Annotated in this window: 14 protein-coding genes (1 of these 14 running past the window's edge); 9 read left to right on the top strand and 5 right to left on the bottom strand. The window is 68.1% G+C overall.

The features are described 5' to 3' along the window. The 4 genes from ABOD76_RS19225 to ABOD76_RS19210 form a co-directional block, all read left to right on the top strand. Positions 1-583 carry the 3' portion of a DMT family transporter gene (locus tag ABOD76_RS19225; protein ID WP_350243563.1) on the top strand. Its footprint begins 335 nt before the window's first position, so the window shows 583 of its 918 coding nt (coding positions 336-918); its start codon lies off the left edge, out of view; the stop codon is at positions 581-583. A 356-nt stretch (positions 584-939) separates the two neighbouring features. Further along, the gene (locus tag ABOD76_RS19220; protein ID WP_380130167.1) at positions 940-2403 is read left to right on the top strand and encodes an ABC transporter permease subunit; all 1464 of its coding nucleotides are present in this window, start codon (positions 940-942) and stop codon (positions 2401-2403) included. A gap of 283 nt (positions 2404-2686) precedes the next feature. Further along, positions 2687-3664 (top strand): ABC transporter substrate-binding protein, encoded by a 978-nt coding sequence (locus ABOD76_RS19215; protein ID WP_350243561.1) that lies wholly within the window; start codon positions 2687-2689, stop codon positions 3662-3664. Positions 3665-3877: 213 nt separating this feature from the next. After that, positions 3878-4759: an RIO1 family regulatory kinase/ATPase domain-containing protein gene (locus tag ABOD76_RS19210; RefSeq protein WP_350243560.1), complete on the top strand. Its 882-nt coding sequence runs from the start codon at positions 3878-3880 to the stop codon at positions 4757-4759. A 6-nt stretch (positions 4760-4765) separates the two neighbouring features. Here ABOD76_RS19210 and ABOD76_RS19205 read toward each other — a convergent pair whose 3' ends face one another. Both ABOD76_RS19205 and ABOD76_RS19200 read right to left on the bottom strand, forming a co-directional pair. Further along, the gene (locus ABOD76_RS19205; protein ID WP_350243559.1) at positions 4766-6886 is read right to left on the bottom strand and encodes a diguanylate cyclase domain-containing protein; all 2121 of its coding nucleotides are present in this window, start codon (positions 6884-6886) and stop codon (positions 4766-4768) included. A gap of 65 nt (positions 6887-6951) precedes the next feature. Beyond that, entirely contained in the window at positions 6952-7479 is a 528-nt protein-coding gene (locus ABOD76_RS19200; protein WP_350243558.1) for a GNAT family N-acetyltransferase, read from the bottom strand. A 153-nt stretch (positions 7480-7632) separates the two neighbouring features. Here ABOD76_RS19200 and ABOD76_RS19195 point away from each other — a divergent pair, with 153 nt between their 5' ends. Together ABOD76_RS19195 and ABOD76_RS19190 are read left to right on the top strand one after the other, a co-directional pair. Next, positions 7633-9216 (top strand): peptide chain release factor 3, encoded by a 1584-nt coding sequence (locus ABOD76_RS19195; protein WP_350243557.1) that lies wholly within the window; start codon positions 7633-7635, stop codon positions 9214-9216. 86 nt (positions 9217-9302) lie between these two features. Next, positions 9303-9560: a hypothetical protein gene (locus tag ABOD76_RS19190; protein ID WP_350243556.1), complete on the top strand. Its 258-nt coding sequence runs from the start codon at positions 9303-9305 to the stop codon at positions 9558-9560. Between the two features lie 86 nt (positions 9561-9646). On the opposite strand, the gene acnA is transcribed toward ABOD76_RS19190, so the two are convergent. Next, a complete protein-coding gene (gene acnA, locus ABOD76_RS19185; protein WP_350243555.1) occupies positions 9647-12358 on the bottom strand; it encodes an aconitate hydratase AcnA in 2712 nt (903 codons plus the stop codon). A 348-nt stretch (positions 12359-12706) separates the two neighbouring features. On the opposite strand from acnA, the gene ABOD76_RS19180 reads away from it, so the two are divergent. Beyond that, a complete protein-coding gene (locus ABOD76_RS19180) occupies positions 12707-12892 on the top strand; it encodes a hypothetical protein (protein WP_350243554.1) in 186 nt (61 codons plus the stop codon). Here the strand turns inward: ABOD76_RS19180 and ABOD76_RS19175 are convergent. Together ABOD76_RS19175 and ABOD76_RS19170 are read right to left on the bottom strand one after the other, a co-directional pair. Next, positions 12889-13461: an NADPH-dependent FMN reductase gene (locus ABOD76_RS19175; protein WP_350243553.1), complete on the bottom strand. Its 573-nt coding sequence runs from the start codon at positions 13459-13461 to the stop codon at positions 12889-12891. The genes ABOD76_RS19180 and ABOD76_RS19175 overlap by 4 nt on opposite strands. Beyond that, a complete protein-coding gene (locus ABOD76_RS19170) occupies positions 13458-13988 on the bottom strand; it encodes a hypothetical protein (RefSeq protein ID WP_350243552.1) in 531 nt (176 codons plus the stop codon). Before ABOD76_RS19170 ends, ABOD76_RS19175 begins: the two co-directional genes overlap by 4 nt. Positions 13989-14142: 154 nt before the next feature. Here ABOD76_RS19170 and rpsB point away from each other — a divergent pair, with 154 nt between their 5' ends. Both rpsB and tsf read left to right on the top strand, forming a co-directional pair. Continuing rightward, the gene (rpsB, locus tag ABOD76_RS19165; protein WP_350243551.1) at positions 14143-14913 is read left to right on the top strand and encodes a 30S ribosomal protein S2; all 771 of its coding nucleotides are present in this window, start codon (positions 14143-14145) and stop codon (positions 14911-14913) included. A gap of 93 nt (positions 14914-15006) precedes the next feature. After that, entirely contained in the window at positions 15007-15804 is a 798-nt protein-coding gene (gene tsf / locus ABOD76_RS19160; RefSeq protein ID WP_350243550.1) for a translation elongation factor Ts, read from the top strand. Positions 15805-15923: the final 119 nt, after the last annotated feature.

The following is a 15923-nucleotide window of genomic DNA, read 5'->3' as shown; positions in this document are numbered from 1 at the left end:
TATCACGGCGCTGCTGGCCACGCGCTTCGGGGGGGAGCGGCTGAACGTGCTGGGCTGGCTCGGCACCGCCATCAGCCTGGGCGGGGTGGCGCTGATCGTGTTGGGCCGGGGCGAGTCGCTCGGGTACACCCGGGGCGCGCTGCTGATTCTGGCCGCTGCCCTGTTCACCAGCCTGTATTTCGTGTTCCAGAAACCGCTGTTGCGCCGTATCAACCCGCTGCACTTCACCGTCTGGAGTCTGATTCTCGGCACGCTGCCGATGCTGATCTTTCTGCCGGGCTTTGGGGGCGAGCTGAGCCGCGCGCCCCTGTCGGCGCACCTCGCGGTGATTTACATCGGCCTGTTCCCGGCGGCGCTGGCTTACCTGACCTGGACCTTTGCGCTGTCGCGGGTGCCGGCCAGCACCACCACCAGCTTTCTGTACATCAGCCCGGTGTTCGCGATCCTGATTGCCTGGGTGTGGCTCGGTGAGGCGCCCACGCTGATCAGTCTGGTGGGCGGCGTGGTCGCCATTGTGGGCGTGGTGCTGGTGAACACCCTGGGCAAACCCCGGCTGGCGGCGGGTCCGGCTGAGCGAGCCTGAGCGGTATAGTTCTGGGCGGCGAGAGCCATCCTTCGGGGCGGGGTGAGAGACCCCACCGGCGGTGATCACCGGGGCCAGACAGGCGCCGGTGTCAGCCCGCGAAGCCCGGCCAAATTGCAGTGCAGGCCAGGCCCGATCCGGTGAGAGACCGGGGCCGACGGTATGCCCACACGCAGCGGTGGGGACAGTCCGGATGAGAGAAGGAGGAGGTCGACCTGTCACCCGTGCAGGTCGGCACACGTCATGTGGAGAACGAGGACAACAGGGAGCCCCGGCGGTCGGGGAAGAGCAAGAGCCTCCATCCGGCTTGAAGGGCCGCGAGCGGAGGGTGCCTGATGGTGGAGCCGGGTGGACCTGTGGCCATCCAGCTGAGCGGCGTCCAGCTGCGCCTGGACCGCACCATGATTCTGGACGGCGTGGACCTGACGGTGCGGCGAGGTGAGCTGCTTGCGATCATCGGACCCAGTGGCGGGGGCAAGAGCACCCTGCTGCGGGTGATCGCCGGGCTGCTGACCCCGGAGGCCGGCACGGTTCAGGTAAGCACCCCGCCAGCCTTCGTGTTCCAGGATTACCGGCTGCTGCCGTGGCGGACCGTGCGGGCCAACGTGCGGCTGCCGGGCGACCTGCACGGCCCGGAGGAGGGCGTGCCGGACGCCGACGAGGCGCTGAAGTTGGTGGGCATGCAGAGTTATGGCGGGCTGTACCCCCGGCAGCTGTCGGGCGGAATGCGGGCGCGGGTGGCGCTGGCGCGTGCCCTCGCCCAGTCCAGCGATGTGCTGCTGCTGGATGAACCGTTCGCGGCCCTGGACGCCCTAGTGCGCGAGCGCTTCAACGATGAGCTGCTGCACCTGCACGACAAGACCGGCCGCACCACGGTGCTGATCACCCACAGCATCCGTGAGGCGGCGTATCTGGCGGACCGGGTGGCGGTCTTGCGCAATGGGCGGGTGGTGCGGGTGCTGGACACCGGGCGGCGCGGCCGCGCCACCGCCTATACCGACGGCCTGGAAGCGGAGCTGCGGGCGCTGCTGGGGGAGGGGGACAGCACCCGGCTGCAGCCGGAGGTGGCGGCTCCGGTGCAGTGGGGCTGGGTATGGCCGCTGCTGGCCATCGTGCTGGGCCTGACGCTCTGGCAGCTGATAGCCAGCCTGCTGAACCAGCCATTCCTGCTGCCGGCGCCGGAGCAGGTCTGGGCGGCGTTCCTGACTGGCCGCGCCGAGCTGCTGAATTACCTGTACCTCACCGCCCGGACGGCCATTCTCGGCTCGCTGCTGGGCGGGGTGGTGGGCATGCTGATCGGGTATCCGCTCGGCAAATCGGCGTGGCTTGAACGCTTTCTGAGCCCCTTTATCGTGGCCAGCCAGAGCACGCCCATCGTGGTGCTCGCGCCGATCCTGATCACGGCGCTGGGGTTCGGGCTGTGGCCGGCCGTGATCGTTTCGGCCCTGAGCGCGCTGTACCCGGTGATGATTTCCACCATCGTGGGGGTGCGTGAGGTGGACCGGGGCTACCTGGAGCTGTTCCGCTCGCTGCGGGCCACGCCGTGGCAGCGGCTGCGGTATCTGGAATGGCCGGGTGCGCTGCCGGTGATGCTCGGCGGCCTGCGGCTGGCGCTGAGCCTGGGTCTGATCGGGGCGGTGGTGTGGGAGTTCGTGAGCAACCAGCCGGGCCTGGGCTTCGCGGTCAATCAGGCGCGCGCCTACTACAACGGGCCACGTCAGTACGCGGCCATCGTGCTGCTGGTGCTGCTGGGGGTGGCGCTGTACCTGCTGGTGACGGCCCTGGAACGCCGGGCCCTGCGGGGACGGCGGCTCTCCTGACCCAGAAGTATGAACCGCCGAACAGTTGTCCAGGCGCAGGGGGGTATAGTTCTGGGCGGCGAGAGCCATCCTTCGGGGCGGGGTGAGAGACCCCACCGGCGGTGATCACCGGGACCAGACAGGCGCCGGTGTCAGCCCGCGAAGCCCGGCCAAATTGCAGTGCAGGCCAGGCCCGATCCGGTGAGAGACCGGGGCCGACGGTACGCCCACACGCAGCGGTGGGGACAGTCCGGATGAGAGAAGGAGGAGGTCGACCTGTCACCCGTGCAGGTCGGCACACGTCATGTATAAAAATGCGAAGGCAAGAGGATGGATCGGCGCGGCGCTGGTGCTCGCCGCGGCGCTGGGCAGTGCCCAGGCACAGACCCGCACCGTCAACATTGGGCTCGGCTACGTGCCGAACGTGCAGTTCACGCCCTTCTACGTGGCCGACAAGCTCGGGTACTTCAAGGCGGAGGGCCTGGACGTCAAGTTCCAGCATGGGTATGTCTCGGAGCTGATGCCGCTGCTGCTGCAGGGCAAGCTGGATTTCGTGGTCGGTGATCCGGAGGACGCAGTCTTCGCGCGGGCCCAGGGCGCCCCGGTCAAGTACGTGATGGCCATGTACCAGCGTGTTCCGGTCACGGTCTTCAGCCTCCCGGCCAAGAACATCACCAGCGCAGCTGACCTGAAGGGGAAGACGGTGGGGATTCCCGGCACCTTCGGGAGCAGCTACTTCGCGCTGGGCGCCCTGCTGGACGCGGGGGGACTCAAGGAGTCGGATCTGCGGCTGGCCAGCATCGGCTTCACGCAGCTGGAAGCGGTGCGCTCCGGCCGGGTGGACGCGGCGGTCGGCTACGTCAACAACGAGGTGGTGCAGCTCGCGGCAGCGGGCATCAAGGCCAACACCATTGACGTGAGCCGCGCATATCCGATGGTCGGTGCCGGCATGATCACCCTGGACAAGACCATCAGCAGCGACCTGGCCCGGCGGGTGGTGCGGGCGGCGCAGCGCGGGCTGAAGTTCACGGTGGCCAGCCCGGCGCAGGCGTTCAAGGTGGCTCAGCCGGTGTTCAAGAGCGGTGGCGGCACGCTGGACGTGCTGAAGGCCAGCGTGCCGCTGATCCAGTCGGACGTAACGCGCAGCCATGGGCTGGGCTACAGCGATCCGGCGTCGTGGGCCCGGGCGCTGGCTTACCTGCAGAAGAGCGGGAAGGTGAGCGCGGCGGCCAAACCCGCCGACTTCTACAGCAACGCCCTGATCAGCAAGACGCTGAAGTAGGAGCGAGGCACCCGGCGTGGGGCTAGGCCAGTTGGCCTAGCCCCGCATTCGTCTGCTACGCTGCTGCTACACCACAAAGGAGGTGCAGCGATGACTGACCACAACCCAACCCTGATGTCGGCCCATCCCTTTTCGTTCCCATCCACCTGGAGCGTGAATGCTGCACCTATCTTTGAAGGAACCCCCTCGCACCAGCCCTGAAGCAGGGCCTCAATGAAGGGACGCCGGCTGCTCGATGACGAGACGGCGGACCCCCGCGAGACAATCCGGCGTGCCCGGCACCGGCCACAGGGCCGTCGCCGGCTGCGCGACCTGAACCCGGACGCCGACGACACAGGCGCCGAACCGGACCCCGCGCTGCTCCACCTGAAGGAACTCGGCCACATCAGCGAGGTGCTGGGCGAGCTGAAAAGCGGCAAGGAAGCCACCGTCTACCTCGCCACCGGCCCCCGCGGCCTGATTGCGCTCAAGCTCTACCGTGACCTGCAGGCGCGCAGTTTCAAGAATGATGCGGTGTACCGGGCCGGGCGCTACATCGGTGACGCCCGCATCGAGAAGGCCATCGCCCAGCGCAGCCAGCGCGGGTTGCAGGCCCAGCAGGGCATGTGGACGGCCAGCGAGTACGCCATGCTGTGGCGGCTGTGGAATGCCGGCCTGAACGTCCCGGAACCGCTGGTCGGGCCGCACCCGGTGGATTACGCCCAGACCAGCCCGGCGGTGCTGATGCGCTTCATTGGCACCGAGGACGAGCCGGCGCCCCGGCTGAGCGAGGCGGTGCTGAGGCCTGCGGAGGCGCAGCAGGCCTGGAGGGGCGCGCTGGACGGCATGGCCGGGCTGCTGCGGCTCGGGCTGGTCCACGGCGACTACAGCACCTACAACCTGCTCTGGTGGGAGGACCACGTGATGATCATTGATTTCCCCCAGGTCTCGGACCGGACCAATCCCAACTTTCAGCGGCTGCTGGAGCGCGACGCCGACAGCCTGACCCGCAGCTTTGCCCGGCACGGCATTCACCAGAGTGCCGAGGCAACCCTGCGCGAGGTGCAGCGGCTGGCCCGGCAGGCCGGACCCGAACCCCGGCTGATGCTCCCATAAAGCGCTTCAGGCGGTGGACAGGCGGCCGCGCTCCCACTCGTCCAGCCGCTGCAGACCGCTGCTGACCATCAGGGCCACCTGCTGCAGGAACTGCCGTTCCGGGGCCGGGTCGGTGGAGCGCTCCGGCAGGGTCAGCAGCACCACGCCCAGCGACCCGCTGGCCCAGCGCAGCGGAAGGGCCACGTGCTGTCCCTGCGGTGCCGGCTGCTCCGCCAGCGAGCGGGTCTCGATGGCCCGCTGCAGCAGACTGAACAGCTCAGTGGACACCTCGGCTGAGGGGGTGCCCGGCACGCTCTGCCACAGATGCAGTTCCCCCTGCACTTGCACGATCAGCTGTGCCGGCGTGCCGTACAGCTGTTTCAGGGCCTCCAGAAGCGGCTGCACAATATCGCTGCGGCTGCGCGCATTCAGCACGCTCAGGCTCAGGTCGGCATACACCGCCTGCTCCCGGGTCCGCTCGGCCAGCGCCTCACGCCGGTAGACACTGATCAGCATCAGCGTCACCTGATCGGCGAACGCGCGGGCCACACTGATGTCCTCGGTGCTGAAGCGGGTGCCGGGCTGCAACGAATCCAGATTCAGGTGGGCGATCACCTCGCCGTCGATCACCACTGGAATACACAGGGTGGCCTCGATGTCCAGCATGTGACCGTGTTCCATGAACTGCATGGTGGTGGGCGGGTACTGGTCCAGCAGCCGGGTGGATTTGCGCCGGATCTCCTCGCCGTGCAGCACCCGCGGCTGTCCGCGCCGCCACGCGGCCTCACCCAGCCCATACCAGTCCAGCTGTTCCTGGGCGGTGTGACTCAGGCCCACCAGCGCCGGGTCGAAGCCGATCTGAGCGCACTGGCGGAAGCGCTGGCCCTCGCGAATGTTGATGCTGCCGCACTGCACGTCCGGCACGCTCAGGATGGCGGCCTGCAGTAGCCGCAGCCAGTCGCTGTCGCTGGGGGGACGTTCCAGCGCCGCCAGACTGAGGCTCTTCTGCACCGTTTCCCACAGCAGCGGCCCGTGCCCCTCACGGCTGCCGGAGGCGGCGTCCAGTGGAGAGGAGGGCAGCTGATCGGTGTCCCCACTGTCCTCGACCCGGTTGCGGCCCGCCGCCTTGGCGCTGAAGAGGGCCAGATCGGCGCGGCGGTAGGTGGCCTGCGCCGGTTCATCGCTGTGCCGCCGGGCCATGCCCACCGAACACGTCAGGATGCCGTCCGGATTGGCGTGGTGCGAGAGCTGTTGCACCTGCGCCAGCACCTCCTGGGCCAGCCGGGTGGCCTCCGCCGCTTCCGTGGCCGGCACGATCAGGGCGAATTCCTCGCCGCCCAGCCGGTAGGCCCGGCTGCTGCGCCCGGCCACCCGGCTCAGGCTGGCCGCCACCCGCTGCAGATACTCGTCGCCCACGTCGTGGCCGAAGCTGTCGTTGATGCGTTTGAAGTGATCCAGATCCACGATGCACAGCACGCCGCCGGGCGCCAGGGCCGCCAGATCCGATTCGAACTGTCGGCGGTTGGCGATGCCGGTCAGCGCGTCGGTGTACGCCTGCCGCCGTAGCCGCTCGGTGACGGCCAGCAGACGAAAGCGTGAACGGAACACCAGCACGCCCGCCAGAAACCCCAGGATGTTGCTGGCCACCACCAGCACCGCCGGAAACAGGGCGGCCGGTTCACCGCCACGCCACAGCACCGGCAGGGCCAGCCCGGCAAACAGCAGCGTCACCCGCCACCAGTCGCGCCACAGCACCGGCCGGAACAGGTTGAACTGTGGGCGCAGCAGGGTGGCGGTCAGCACTGTGATGGCCAGCGAATACACCGAGTCGGCGTTGACGCTGAAGGCCGGCTGCACCAGCAGCAGCGGCAGGCAGGCCAGCAGGCCCCAGCCGGGCCCGTGGACCAGCGTCAGCAGCGTCAGCGGCACGTACCGCAGGTCCGTGACGTGCGCGGCAAGGCCCGGGGTGCCCCCGAGCCGCTCGGTGCCCACGGACAGCAGCAGCATGCTCAGGCCGATCAGGACGCTGTGATACAGCCGGGCCAGCCGGTTGAAGGTCAGCGGCCACGACAGGAACCCCAGGCTGATGAAGAACGAGACACTGATCAGCAACGCCAGATTCCACGCGAGCGTCAGCCAATTCAGCATGGGTCCATGATAGGTCATGCCCTGTGGGGGCGGCTATCGCTGAGGCCGCTTCAGAACAACAAAAATCAGCCGGGCGCCGGGGGGTTCCGGGCCAGCCATCCGGCCCGGGTCAGGCGGTAGCGCAGCACCGGGACAGGCTGACTGTTGTGCAGTTCCGGCGTGCCCAGCCCCGACGGCACGAAGCCCAGCCGGCGCAGCATGCCCTGGGACCGCAGGTTGCTGGCGAGTGCCTCGGCGCTCAGGGTGTCCAGCTGGAGACCCTCGAAGGCGTGCTGCAGCATCAGCTGGCCGGCCCAGGTGCCCAGCCCCTGCCCCCACTGGGCCGGGTCACCCAGCGCGATCCCGTATTCCGCGGTCTCCGGGGTCAGGCCGGCCAGATCGGTGTACCCAATCAACTGATCCCCCCAGACGATGCCCAGGCGCAGAAACGCCGGGTCTGGCCCACTGATCAGCCAGCGCCAGTGGTCGCGGACCTTGCGGGGCGCCAGATCCGGCGTCCAGCCGATGGCGTCGCAGAACTCGCGCGAGGCGGCCCAGATGACCGCCGTCTCCTCGTCGCCCGGCTGCAGGGGGCGCAGCGTCAAGGTGCCCATGTCGGCAGCCTACGACACCGGCGGCGGCCCGTCAGCTGCTATCATGGAGCCATGACGCGCCTCGCCCTGACCCCGCCCTGACGGCGCTGTGGCTGACGGCACGTACAGTTCACCCCAGCATTCCGGGCCATCCTGAGGCCCGCAGGAGTTCGCATGAGTACCCCCACCCTGGAACACGAGATTCAGCGCCGCCGCACCTTCGCGATCATCAGTCACCCGGACGCCGGCAAGACCACCATCACCGAGAAGCTGCTGCTGTACGGAGGCGCCATCCATGAGGCCGGCAGCGTCACGGCCCGCGAGGGCTCGGCGCACACCCGCAGCGACTGGATGAGCATCGAGCAGCAGCGCGGCATCAGCATCAGCAGCAGCGCCCTGACCTTCGAGTACCAGGGCCGGCACATCAACCTGCTGGACACGCCCGGCCACCAGGACTTCAGCGAGGACACCTACCGCACCCTGACCGCCGCCGACAGCGCCCTGATGGTGCTGGACGCCGCGCGTGGCGTGCAGGCGCAGACCGAGAAGCTATTCGCGGTGTGCCGCAACCGGGGCATTCCGATCCTGACCTTCGTGAACAAGCTGGACCGGCCGGCCCAGGACATCTTTGAGCTGCTGCAGCAGGTGGAAGACACCCTGCAGATCACGGCGGTGCCGCTCACGTGGCCGATCGGCGACGGCCCCGACTTCCGGGGCGTCTACGACCTGGTCCAGAAGCAGGTGCTGCTGTTTGAGCGGGTGGCGCGCGGCCGGTCGCGGGCGCCGGTCAGCCTCAAGAGCGTGGACGATCCAGAGCTGGGCAGCCTGGTGGGGGCGGAGCTGCACGCCCGGCTGCAGGAGGACGTGGCGCTGATCGAGGGGGCGATGCCCGAGTTCGACCGGGACGCCTTCCTGCGCGGCGAGATGACGCCGGTGTTCTTTGGCAGCGCCATGAACAACTTCGGCGTGGAGCACTTCCTGCGGACCTTCGTGGAACTGGCGCCGGCGCCCGGCCCGCTGCCCACCACCGAGGGGCTGCGCTCGCCGGAGGAGGGCTTTGCCGGCTTCATCTTCAAGCTGCAGGCCAACATGAGCCGCAACCACCGCGACCGCACCGCCTTTATGCGGGTGGCCAGCGGCCATTTCGAGCGTGGCATGGACGTAACGCACACCCGCACCGGGCGCAAGCTGCGGCTGTCGCAGGCGCACACCCTGTTCGCCCAGGACCGCGAGAAGGTGGAGGACGCGTGGCCCGGCGACATCGTGGGGCTGGTGAACCCCGGCGTGTTCCGCATCGGCGACGTGATCAGCGTGTCCCCCAAGGTGCAGCTGCCGGACTTTCCGCGCTTCACGCCCGAGACCTTCGCCACCATGACGCTGCGCGACGTGACCAAGCGCAAGGCCTTCCAGAAGGGGCTCGCTCAGCTGGCCGAGGAGGGCGTGGTGCAGGTGTTCTACCCCACCGACGGCGCGCGCGACCCGTATCTGGGCGCGGTGGGCCCGCTGCAGTTCGAGGTGTTCCAGGCGCGGCTCTCAGAGGAGTACGGCGTGGAGGTGGAACTGCACGTCACCAGCTACACCCTGGTGCGCTGGCTGGCCGGAGACGCGACCCAGGTGGCGCGCTTCGCCCGCAGCGTGGAGGATGACCAGGGCCGCCCGGTGATGCTGTTCCGCAGCACCTTCGACCTGACCTATACCCAGGACCAGCATCCGGAGATTGAGTTCCTGCCGCTGCCGCAGGATCTGACGGTGGTCTAGAGGACTGTGGCCTGTCCTGGCTTCATGAGCGTGGATGGCAGCAATTATTTAAGTGTCTCCTCATGCCCGCCCACCACAATTGGGCCATGGAGCAAGGGATGCTGACGGCACTGATTGGACCGCTGTTGTTCGCTGTACTGGGCGGACTGTACGCCTATATCTACCGGCCGGAGCGCCGCGAGTCGCTGATGGCCACCCTGGTGTGCTTTCTGCTGGTGGGCGCTTACGCCTACCACAAGCAGCCGCTGGAAGACCTGTTTCTGATGCTGCTGGCCTTCGCGCTGATGGTGTGCGGCATGTTTGTGCACAGCCTGCAGCGCGCCGCAGTCCAGCCGGGCAGCTGAAGAGGGCAAGCGGCGTGAGTGTCTGACGCGTCCCAACACAAAACCCCCCGCTCTAAGCGGGGGGCTTCTTCATGCGGGCTGGAACTTCAGGCCGAGATGCCCTCGCCCTTTGCCAGAATGCCGCGCAGCACCGTCTGCAGGATGCCGCCGTTCTTGTAGTAGTCGATCTCCACCGGGGTGTCGATGCGGCACACCGCCGTGAACTCGCGCACCGTGCCGTCCGTGCTGGTGGCGCGCACCGTCACGTCCTGGCGCGGCTTCAGGTCCTGCGGCAGGATGAAGTCGAAGGTCTCCTCGCCGGTCAGGCCCAGGCTGTCGGCCGTCTCGCCGGCCTTGTACATCAGCGGCAGCACGCCCATGCCCACCAGGTTGCTGCGGTGGATCCGCTCGAAGCTCTCGGCAATGACCGCCTTCACGCCCAGCAGGAAGGTGCCCTTGGCGGCCCAGTCGCGGCTGCTGCCCATGCCGTAGTCCTTGCCGGCCAGCACCACCAGCGGAATGCCCTGCTCCTTGTAGTGCAGCGAGGCGTCGTAGATGCTGGTCACCTCACCGGTGGTGTAGTCGGTGGTGTAGCCGCCCTCGGTGCCGGGCGCCAGCTGGTTCTTGAGCCGGATGTTGGCGAAGGTGCCGCGCGTCATCACCCGGTCGTTGCCGCGCCGCGAGCCGTAGCTGTTGAAGTCGCGCTGCGCCACGCCGTGTTCCAGCAGGTACTTGCCGGCCGGGGTGCCGGGGCCGAAAGACCCGGCAGGGGAGATGTGGTCGGTGGTCACGCTGTCGGCGACCTTCACCAGCACGCGGGCGCCGCGGATGTCCTCAATCTCGCTGGGGCCGCCCGCCAGGCTCTCGAAGAACGGCGGGTTCTGGATGTAGGTGCTGTCCTCGTTCCAGTTGTACAGCTCGCCGCCCGACACCGGAATGGCGTTCCACTGGGCGTTGCTCTGCTCGATGCCGTTGTAGACGCGGGCGAACATCTCCGCGTTGATGGCGGCGTCCATCACCTGCTGGATCTCGGCGTTGCTGGGCCACAGGTCCTTCAGGTACACGTCCTGACCGTCCTTGCCCTTCCCGATCGGGTCGCTGCTCAGGTCGGTGTCCACCGTGCCGGCCAGCGCGTAGGCCACCACCAGCGGCGGCGAGGCCAGGTAGTTGGCGCGGATGTGCGGGTTGATGCGGCCCTCGAAGTTGCGGTTGCCGCTCAGCACGCTGGCCGCCACTAGGTCGCCTTCCTTGATGGCCTCCACGGTCGGCTCCGGCAGCGGGCCGCTGTTGCCGATGCAGGTGGCGCACCCGTACCCGACGGTGTTGAAGCCGATCTGGTCCAGGTAGGTCTGCAGGCCCGCCGCCTCCAGATACTCGGTGACCACCCGGCTGCCGGGAGCCAGCGAGGTCTTGACCCAGGGCTTGCTGTCCAGGCCTAGTTCCACGGCCTTCTTGGCCACCAGACCCGCCGCGATCAGCACGCTGGGGTTGCTGGTGTTGGTGCAGCTGGTGATGCTGGCGAGCACCACGGCGCCGTGACCGATCTTGTGGTCGGTGCCGGTGATGGTGCCGGTGTTGGCCAGCGCCTCCTGAGGCAGTTCGAAGCCGCGCTGCTTGATGGGCGCGGTGAGCGCCTCACGGTACACCGCCTTCATGTCGGTCAGGCTCACGCGGTCCTGCGGGCGCTTCGGTCCGCTGAGGCTCGGCACCACGGTGCCCAGGTCCAGCTCGATGGTGCTGCTGAACACCGGGTCCTGCGTCTCGTCGGTGCGGAACATGCCCTGCGCCTTGTAGTAGCGCTCGACCAGCTCGATCTCGTCCTCCAGGCGGCCGGTGCGGCGCAGGTAGCGCAGCGCCTCGTCGTCCACCGGGAAAAAGCCCATGGTCGCGCCGTACTCGGGGGCCATGTTGGCGATGGTCGCGCGGTCCGGCAGCGTCATGTTGCTCAGGCCCGCCCCGTAGAACTCCACGAACTTGCCCACCACGCCGGTCTTGCGCAGCATCTCGGTCACGGTCAGGGCCACGTCGGTGGCGGTGACGCCCTCGCGCGGGGCGCCGGTGATCTTGAAGCCCACCACTTCCGGCATCAGCATGTAGATCGGCTGACCCAGCATCACGGCCTCGGCCTCGATGCCGCCCACGCCCCAGCCCACGATGCCCAGGCCGTTGATCATGGTGGTGTGGGAGTCGGTGCCCACCAGGCTGTCCGGGTACACCACCACGCCGTCCTCCTCAGGGCGGCTCTGCACGCCCCGGGCGAGGTATTCCAGGTTCACCTGGTGCACGATGCCGCTGGCCGGCGGCACCACGCCGAAGTTGTCGAAGGCCTGCTGGCCCCAGCGCAGGAACTCGTAGCGCTCGTTGTTGCGCTCGAACTCCAGCTTCATGTTGTCCAGCAGCGCGTGGTCGGTGCCGTACTCGTCCACCTGCACGCTGTGGTCAATCACGAGGTCCACCGGGATCAGCGGGTTGATCTTCTTGGGATCGCCGCCCAGGTTCACCATGGCGGTGCGCATGGCGGCCAGGTCCACCACCGCCGGCACGCCGGTGAAGTCCTGCAGGATCACGCGGGCCGGCTTGAAGGGAATCTCGACCTCGCCCGGCTGCGGCTGCCAGCCGGCCACGGCGCGCACGTCATCCTGCCGCACGTCGTAGTCGTTGGCTTCACGCAGCACGCTTTCCAGCAGCACCTTCACGCTCACCGGCAGCCGCGCCACGTCATGACCCAGCTCCGCGAGCTTGTCCAGGCGGTAGTAGTAGACCTTCTGGCCCGCCTTCTCGGTGAGCACGTCGCGGGCACCAAACAGGTTCTTGGACATATATCGTTCCTTCCAGGTCCCGGCTGGAGGTCCAGGACCGGCCGCGCTGCCCACCCCGTCGTCAGGGCAGCAGGGCGGCACGTTCAGGGCTTCATGATACGCGCAACGTCCCGCCTGAAAAGGAGGCGGCGCCGGCCAGAGCCGTTACTGCTCCAGAGACAGCCAGACAGGGCCTGCGGCATGTGCAGCACGCCCCGGCCGCAGGCGTGTCACCTCCCGGTAGACAGGTTCAGGCCGCAGCGGAGCGGCAGATCCGCCAAGGGGTGTTGAGCAGGCCCACACGAGCGCAGCCGGGCCGGCGGCCTACGCTGAACGTGCAGCCCATCCGCATGACCAGGAGGAACCCCTATGACCGAGCGAGACCTGGACGTTGAATTCAAGGAAAACGTGCCGCAGGAACGGGTGCAGGACAACGAGAACTGGGGAGAGGAGAACCTCTCGGCCGATGAACGCCGCCCCGAGTACTGGAGCGATGTCACCGACGAGAACGCCGAGGACGGGGCCGGGTTGCCCACCGGAGGCGGCGAGGACTAAAGCGCAGCCCGGTCCGCGCGGACCCGGGCCGCGATCGATTCAAGCACGGCCGCCACCTGTGCCTGGACCTCCGGGTCCTGGATCAGGCCGTCCAGTCCGATCTGCTGCCGCAGCACCGGCACCCGCACGCAGGCTTCCTCCACAAGGTCGGCTCCGAGATAGCCGAGCACAGTGCTCAGTGAGCGGTGCGCGTCTGCGGCGCCGGTGGGGGCGCCCGGTCCAGCCGCGTTGATCCAGGCGACCGGTTTGCGGTCGCCCTCGCCCCCTCCCACCAGCCAGTCCAGCAGGTTCTTGAACGAGCCGGGCAGCCCACCGGCGTATTCGGGGGTGCACACCAGCAGGGCAGAGGCCTGGGCCACCTGTCGCCGCAGGTCGACCACGGCCGGGTGCAGCGGCTCGTGGTCATCGTCCGGATTGAAGGGGGGCAGGCTGGCCAGTCCGGCATACAGCGTGCAGCGCAGCCCTGAAGGCGAGATCGCCTGCGCGGTCTGCAGCAGCGCCGTGTTGGTGGAGCCGGCCCGCAGGCTGCCGGACAGCAGCAGCACCTGAACCGGCGCGTCCGCCGTCATCCGAGGCCGCAGGCGCGGTCGAGCAGCAGGCGCAGCTCATCGCGCCCGAAGCGGCGCGGGTGCAGCGGCACGTCGGCGGGCAATGGCAGGTTGGGGGGCGTGAACTCCGAGGGCCGGTAGCGCAGTTCGGGGCGCACGATCAGGTCACGCCCGCTGGTCAGCGCCAGCACGAAGTCGCAGTGCAGGTCGTAGCCCTCGTTGAGCGTCACCTGCAGCGGTCCCACGTCGCCGGACAGCAGCGAAATCAGGGCCGGATGCAGCGCCAGGCCGTCCGCCAGTGCCGCCTCCACCCGGCTGGCGTCCACCAGACCACCTGCGTTGGGCAGGTGGTAGCCCTGAATGCGGCGCCGACACGTCTGCTCGGTGTCGCCACGCTGCAGGGTCAGGCGGCGTCCGGCCCGGTCTGCCGCTTCCAGGTAGCTCCACAGCTGCTTGAGGCTGCTGTAGCTCTCCAGTTGCAGGTAGCCGGCCGGCTTGGCCGTCAGCGGCTGGGTGGGCCTCAGCGGACGGGCGGTGGGCTGGGTCACGTGCACCATTCTACCCGCTTCGCGCCCCGGGCGCAGGCGTGCTAGAATCCGCGTTTGGGTGCCCCCGTGCCCAGACCGGCCTGCTGGAGCGTCAGGCTGGCCGCCCCCAGCGCGGGAGAGCAAATTCTGAAACCTGCAACGCTCAGGAGTCACCATGTCGTACATCGGAATGAAGCAGTTGCTCGAAGCGGGCGTGCACTTCGGCCACGAGACCAAGCGCTGGAACCCCAAGTTCAAGCGGTTCATCTTTGCCGAGCGCAACGGCATTTTCATCATCGACCTGCAGAAGACCCTCAAGCAGATCGACCGCAGCTTCGACTACATCAAGGACCTCTCGGAGCGCGGCGGCACCATCCTGTTCGTGGGCACCAAGAAGCAGGCCCAGGAGATCGTGGAGCTGGAGGCGCGCCGCACCGGCATGCCGTTCGTGACCAGCCGCTGGCTGGGCGGCATGCTCACCAACTTCCGCACCATGCGCACCCGCATTGACCGCCTGAACGAGCTCGACGACCTGTTCGAGTCGGGGCGCATCAATGACCGGCCCAAGGCCGAGCGCATCCAGCTGGGCAGCGAGCGTGACCGTCTGCTGCGCTACGTGGGCGGCATCCGCAAGATGACCCGTCTGCCGGACGCCCTGTTCATCGTGGACCCCACCAAGGAGGTCATCGCGGTGCAGGAGGCCAACAAGCTGGGCATTCCGGTGATCGCGCTGGCCGACACCGACAGTGACCCGGACGTCATCGACTACATCGTGCCGGGCAACGACGACGCCATCCGCAGCATCCAGCTGATCGCCCACCGCGTGGGTGACCTGATCGTGGAGGCGCGCGGCGGCGGCGAGGACGTGGACAGCGGCGCGGTGGCTGCCGACGGCGACGTGGACGCCGAGGCCGACAGCGACGAGCAGGACGCCATCCAGGCGTAAACGGATGCACGGCTGGGGCATCCGGGCTGTTCCTGGTTGCCCCGCTTTGTGTGACGCGCTCCCACCCAACTTCAATCCCTGGAGGTAAGTACCATGATGGAATCAATTCGCAAGCTGCGTGAAATGACCGGCGCCGGCATGATGGACGTCAAGAAGGCGCTCTCGGACGCCGAGGGCAACGAAGAGCGCGCGGTGGCGCTGCTGCGCGAGCGCGGCATCGTCAAGGCGGCCAAGAAGACCGACCGCGAGGCCCGCGAGGGTCTGGTGCGCTTCGTGGTGGACGGCAACCGCGCCGCCATGGTGGAAGTGAACAGCGAGACCGACTTCGTGGCCCGCAACAGCGACTTCCAGGCGCTGGTGCAGCAGCTGGCCGAGGCCGCGCTGAAGGCCGGCACCAACGACGTCGAGCAATTCCGCAGCTTCCAGCTGGACACCGGCGACACGGTGGCCAATGAGCTGGCCGCCGCCGCTGGCCGCATCGGCGAGAACCTGGTGCTGAACCGGGTGGCCTACGTGGAGGGCCAGAACGTGGCCGGCTACGTGCACAGCAACGGCAAGATCGGCGTGCTGGTCGACCTGTCGGGCGGGAACGAGGCGCAGGCCAAGGACGTGGCGCTGCACGTGGCCGCCGAGAACTCGCAGTACCTCAGCCGTGACGAGGTCAGCAGCGAGGACATCGAGAAGGAGCGCGAGGTGCTGACCAACAAGGCCATCAACGACGGCAAGAGCCCGGAGATGGCGGCCAACATCGTGAACGGTCAGATCGGCAAGTTCTACCAGGAGCGCGTGCTGGGCGAGCAGAAGTTCGTCAAGGACAACAGCCTGACCGTGGCCAAGTACCTGGGCGACGTCAAGGTCAACCGCTTCGTGCGCTTCCAGATCGGCGCGTAACCATTAAGCTATGGGCGGCTGACAGGCGAACCCGTCTGAGGCCGCCCATCTGCTGGGTCACGTACACACTTTGATCTGCCGCTCCAGGCGCGCAGATCTGCCCGGTGGCCCGCGCCCCT

The sequence above is a fragment of the Deinococcus sonorensis KR-87 genome, assembly GCF_040256395.1.
GTDB classification, from domain to species: Bacteria; Deinococcota; Deinococci; order Deinococcales; family Deinococcaceae; genus Deinococcus; species Deinococcus sonorensis.
The sequence above is the reverse complement of the archived record's forward strand: the minus strand, read 5'-3'. Positions and strand labels throughout refer to the sequence as shown.

Bases quoted from the DNA above. Each gene is read 5' to 3' on its own strand.
- ABOD76_RS19175 (WP_350243553.1), bottom strand. From the start codon at position 13,461: ATGACGGCGGACGCGCCGGTTCAGGTGCTGCTGCTGTCCGGCAGCCTG.
- ABOD76_RS19190 (WP_350243556.1), top strand. From the start codon at position 9,303: ATGGAGCAAGGGATGCTGACGGCACTGATTGGACCGCTGTTGTTCGCT.
- ABOD76_RS19195 (WP_350243557.1), top strand. From the start codon at position 7,633: ATGAGTACCCCCACCCTGGAACACGAGATTCAGCGCCGCCGCACCTTC.
- rpsB (WP_350243551.1), top strand. From the start codon at position 14,143: ATGTCGTACATCGGAATGAAGCAGTTGCTCGAAGCGGGCGTGCACTTC.
- ABOD76_RS19205 (WP_350243559.1), bottom strand. From the start codon at position 6,886: ATGCTGAATTGGCTGACGCTCGCGTGGAATCTGGCGTTGCTGATCAGT.
- tsf (WP_350243550.1), top strand. From the start codon at position 15,007: ATGATGGAATCAATTCGCAAGCTGCGTGAAATGACCGGCGCCGGCATG.
- ABOD76_RS19215 (WP_350243561.1), top strand. From the start codon at position 2,687: ATGTATAAAAATGCGAAGGCAAGAGGATGGATCGGCGCGGCGCTGGTG.
- ABOD76_RS19210 (WP_350243560.1), top strand. From the start codon at position 3,878: ATGAAGGGACGCCGGCTGCTCGATGACGAGACGGCGGACCCCCGCGAG.
- ABOD76_RS19180 (WP_350243554.1), top strand. From the start codon at position 12,707: ATGACCGAGCGAGACCTGGACGTTGAATTCAAGGAAAACGTGCCGCAG.
- ABOD76_RS19200 (WP_350243558.1), bottom strand. From the start codon at position 7,479: ATGGGCACCTTGACGCTGCGCCCCCTGCAGCCGGGCGACGAGGAGACG.
- acnA (WP_350243555.1), bottom strand. From the start codon at position 12,358: ATGTCCAAGAACCTGTTTGGTGCCCGCGACGTGCTCACCGAGAAGGCG.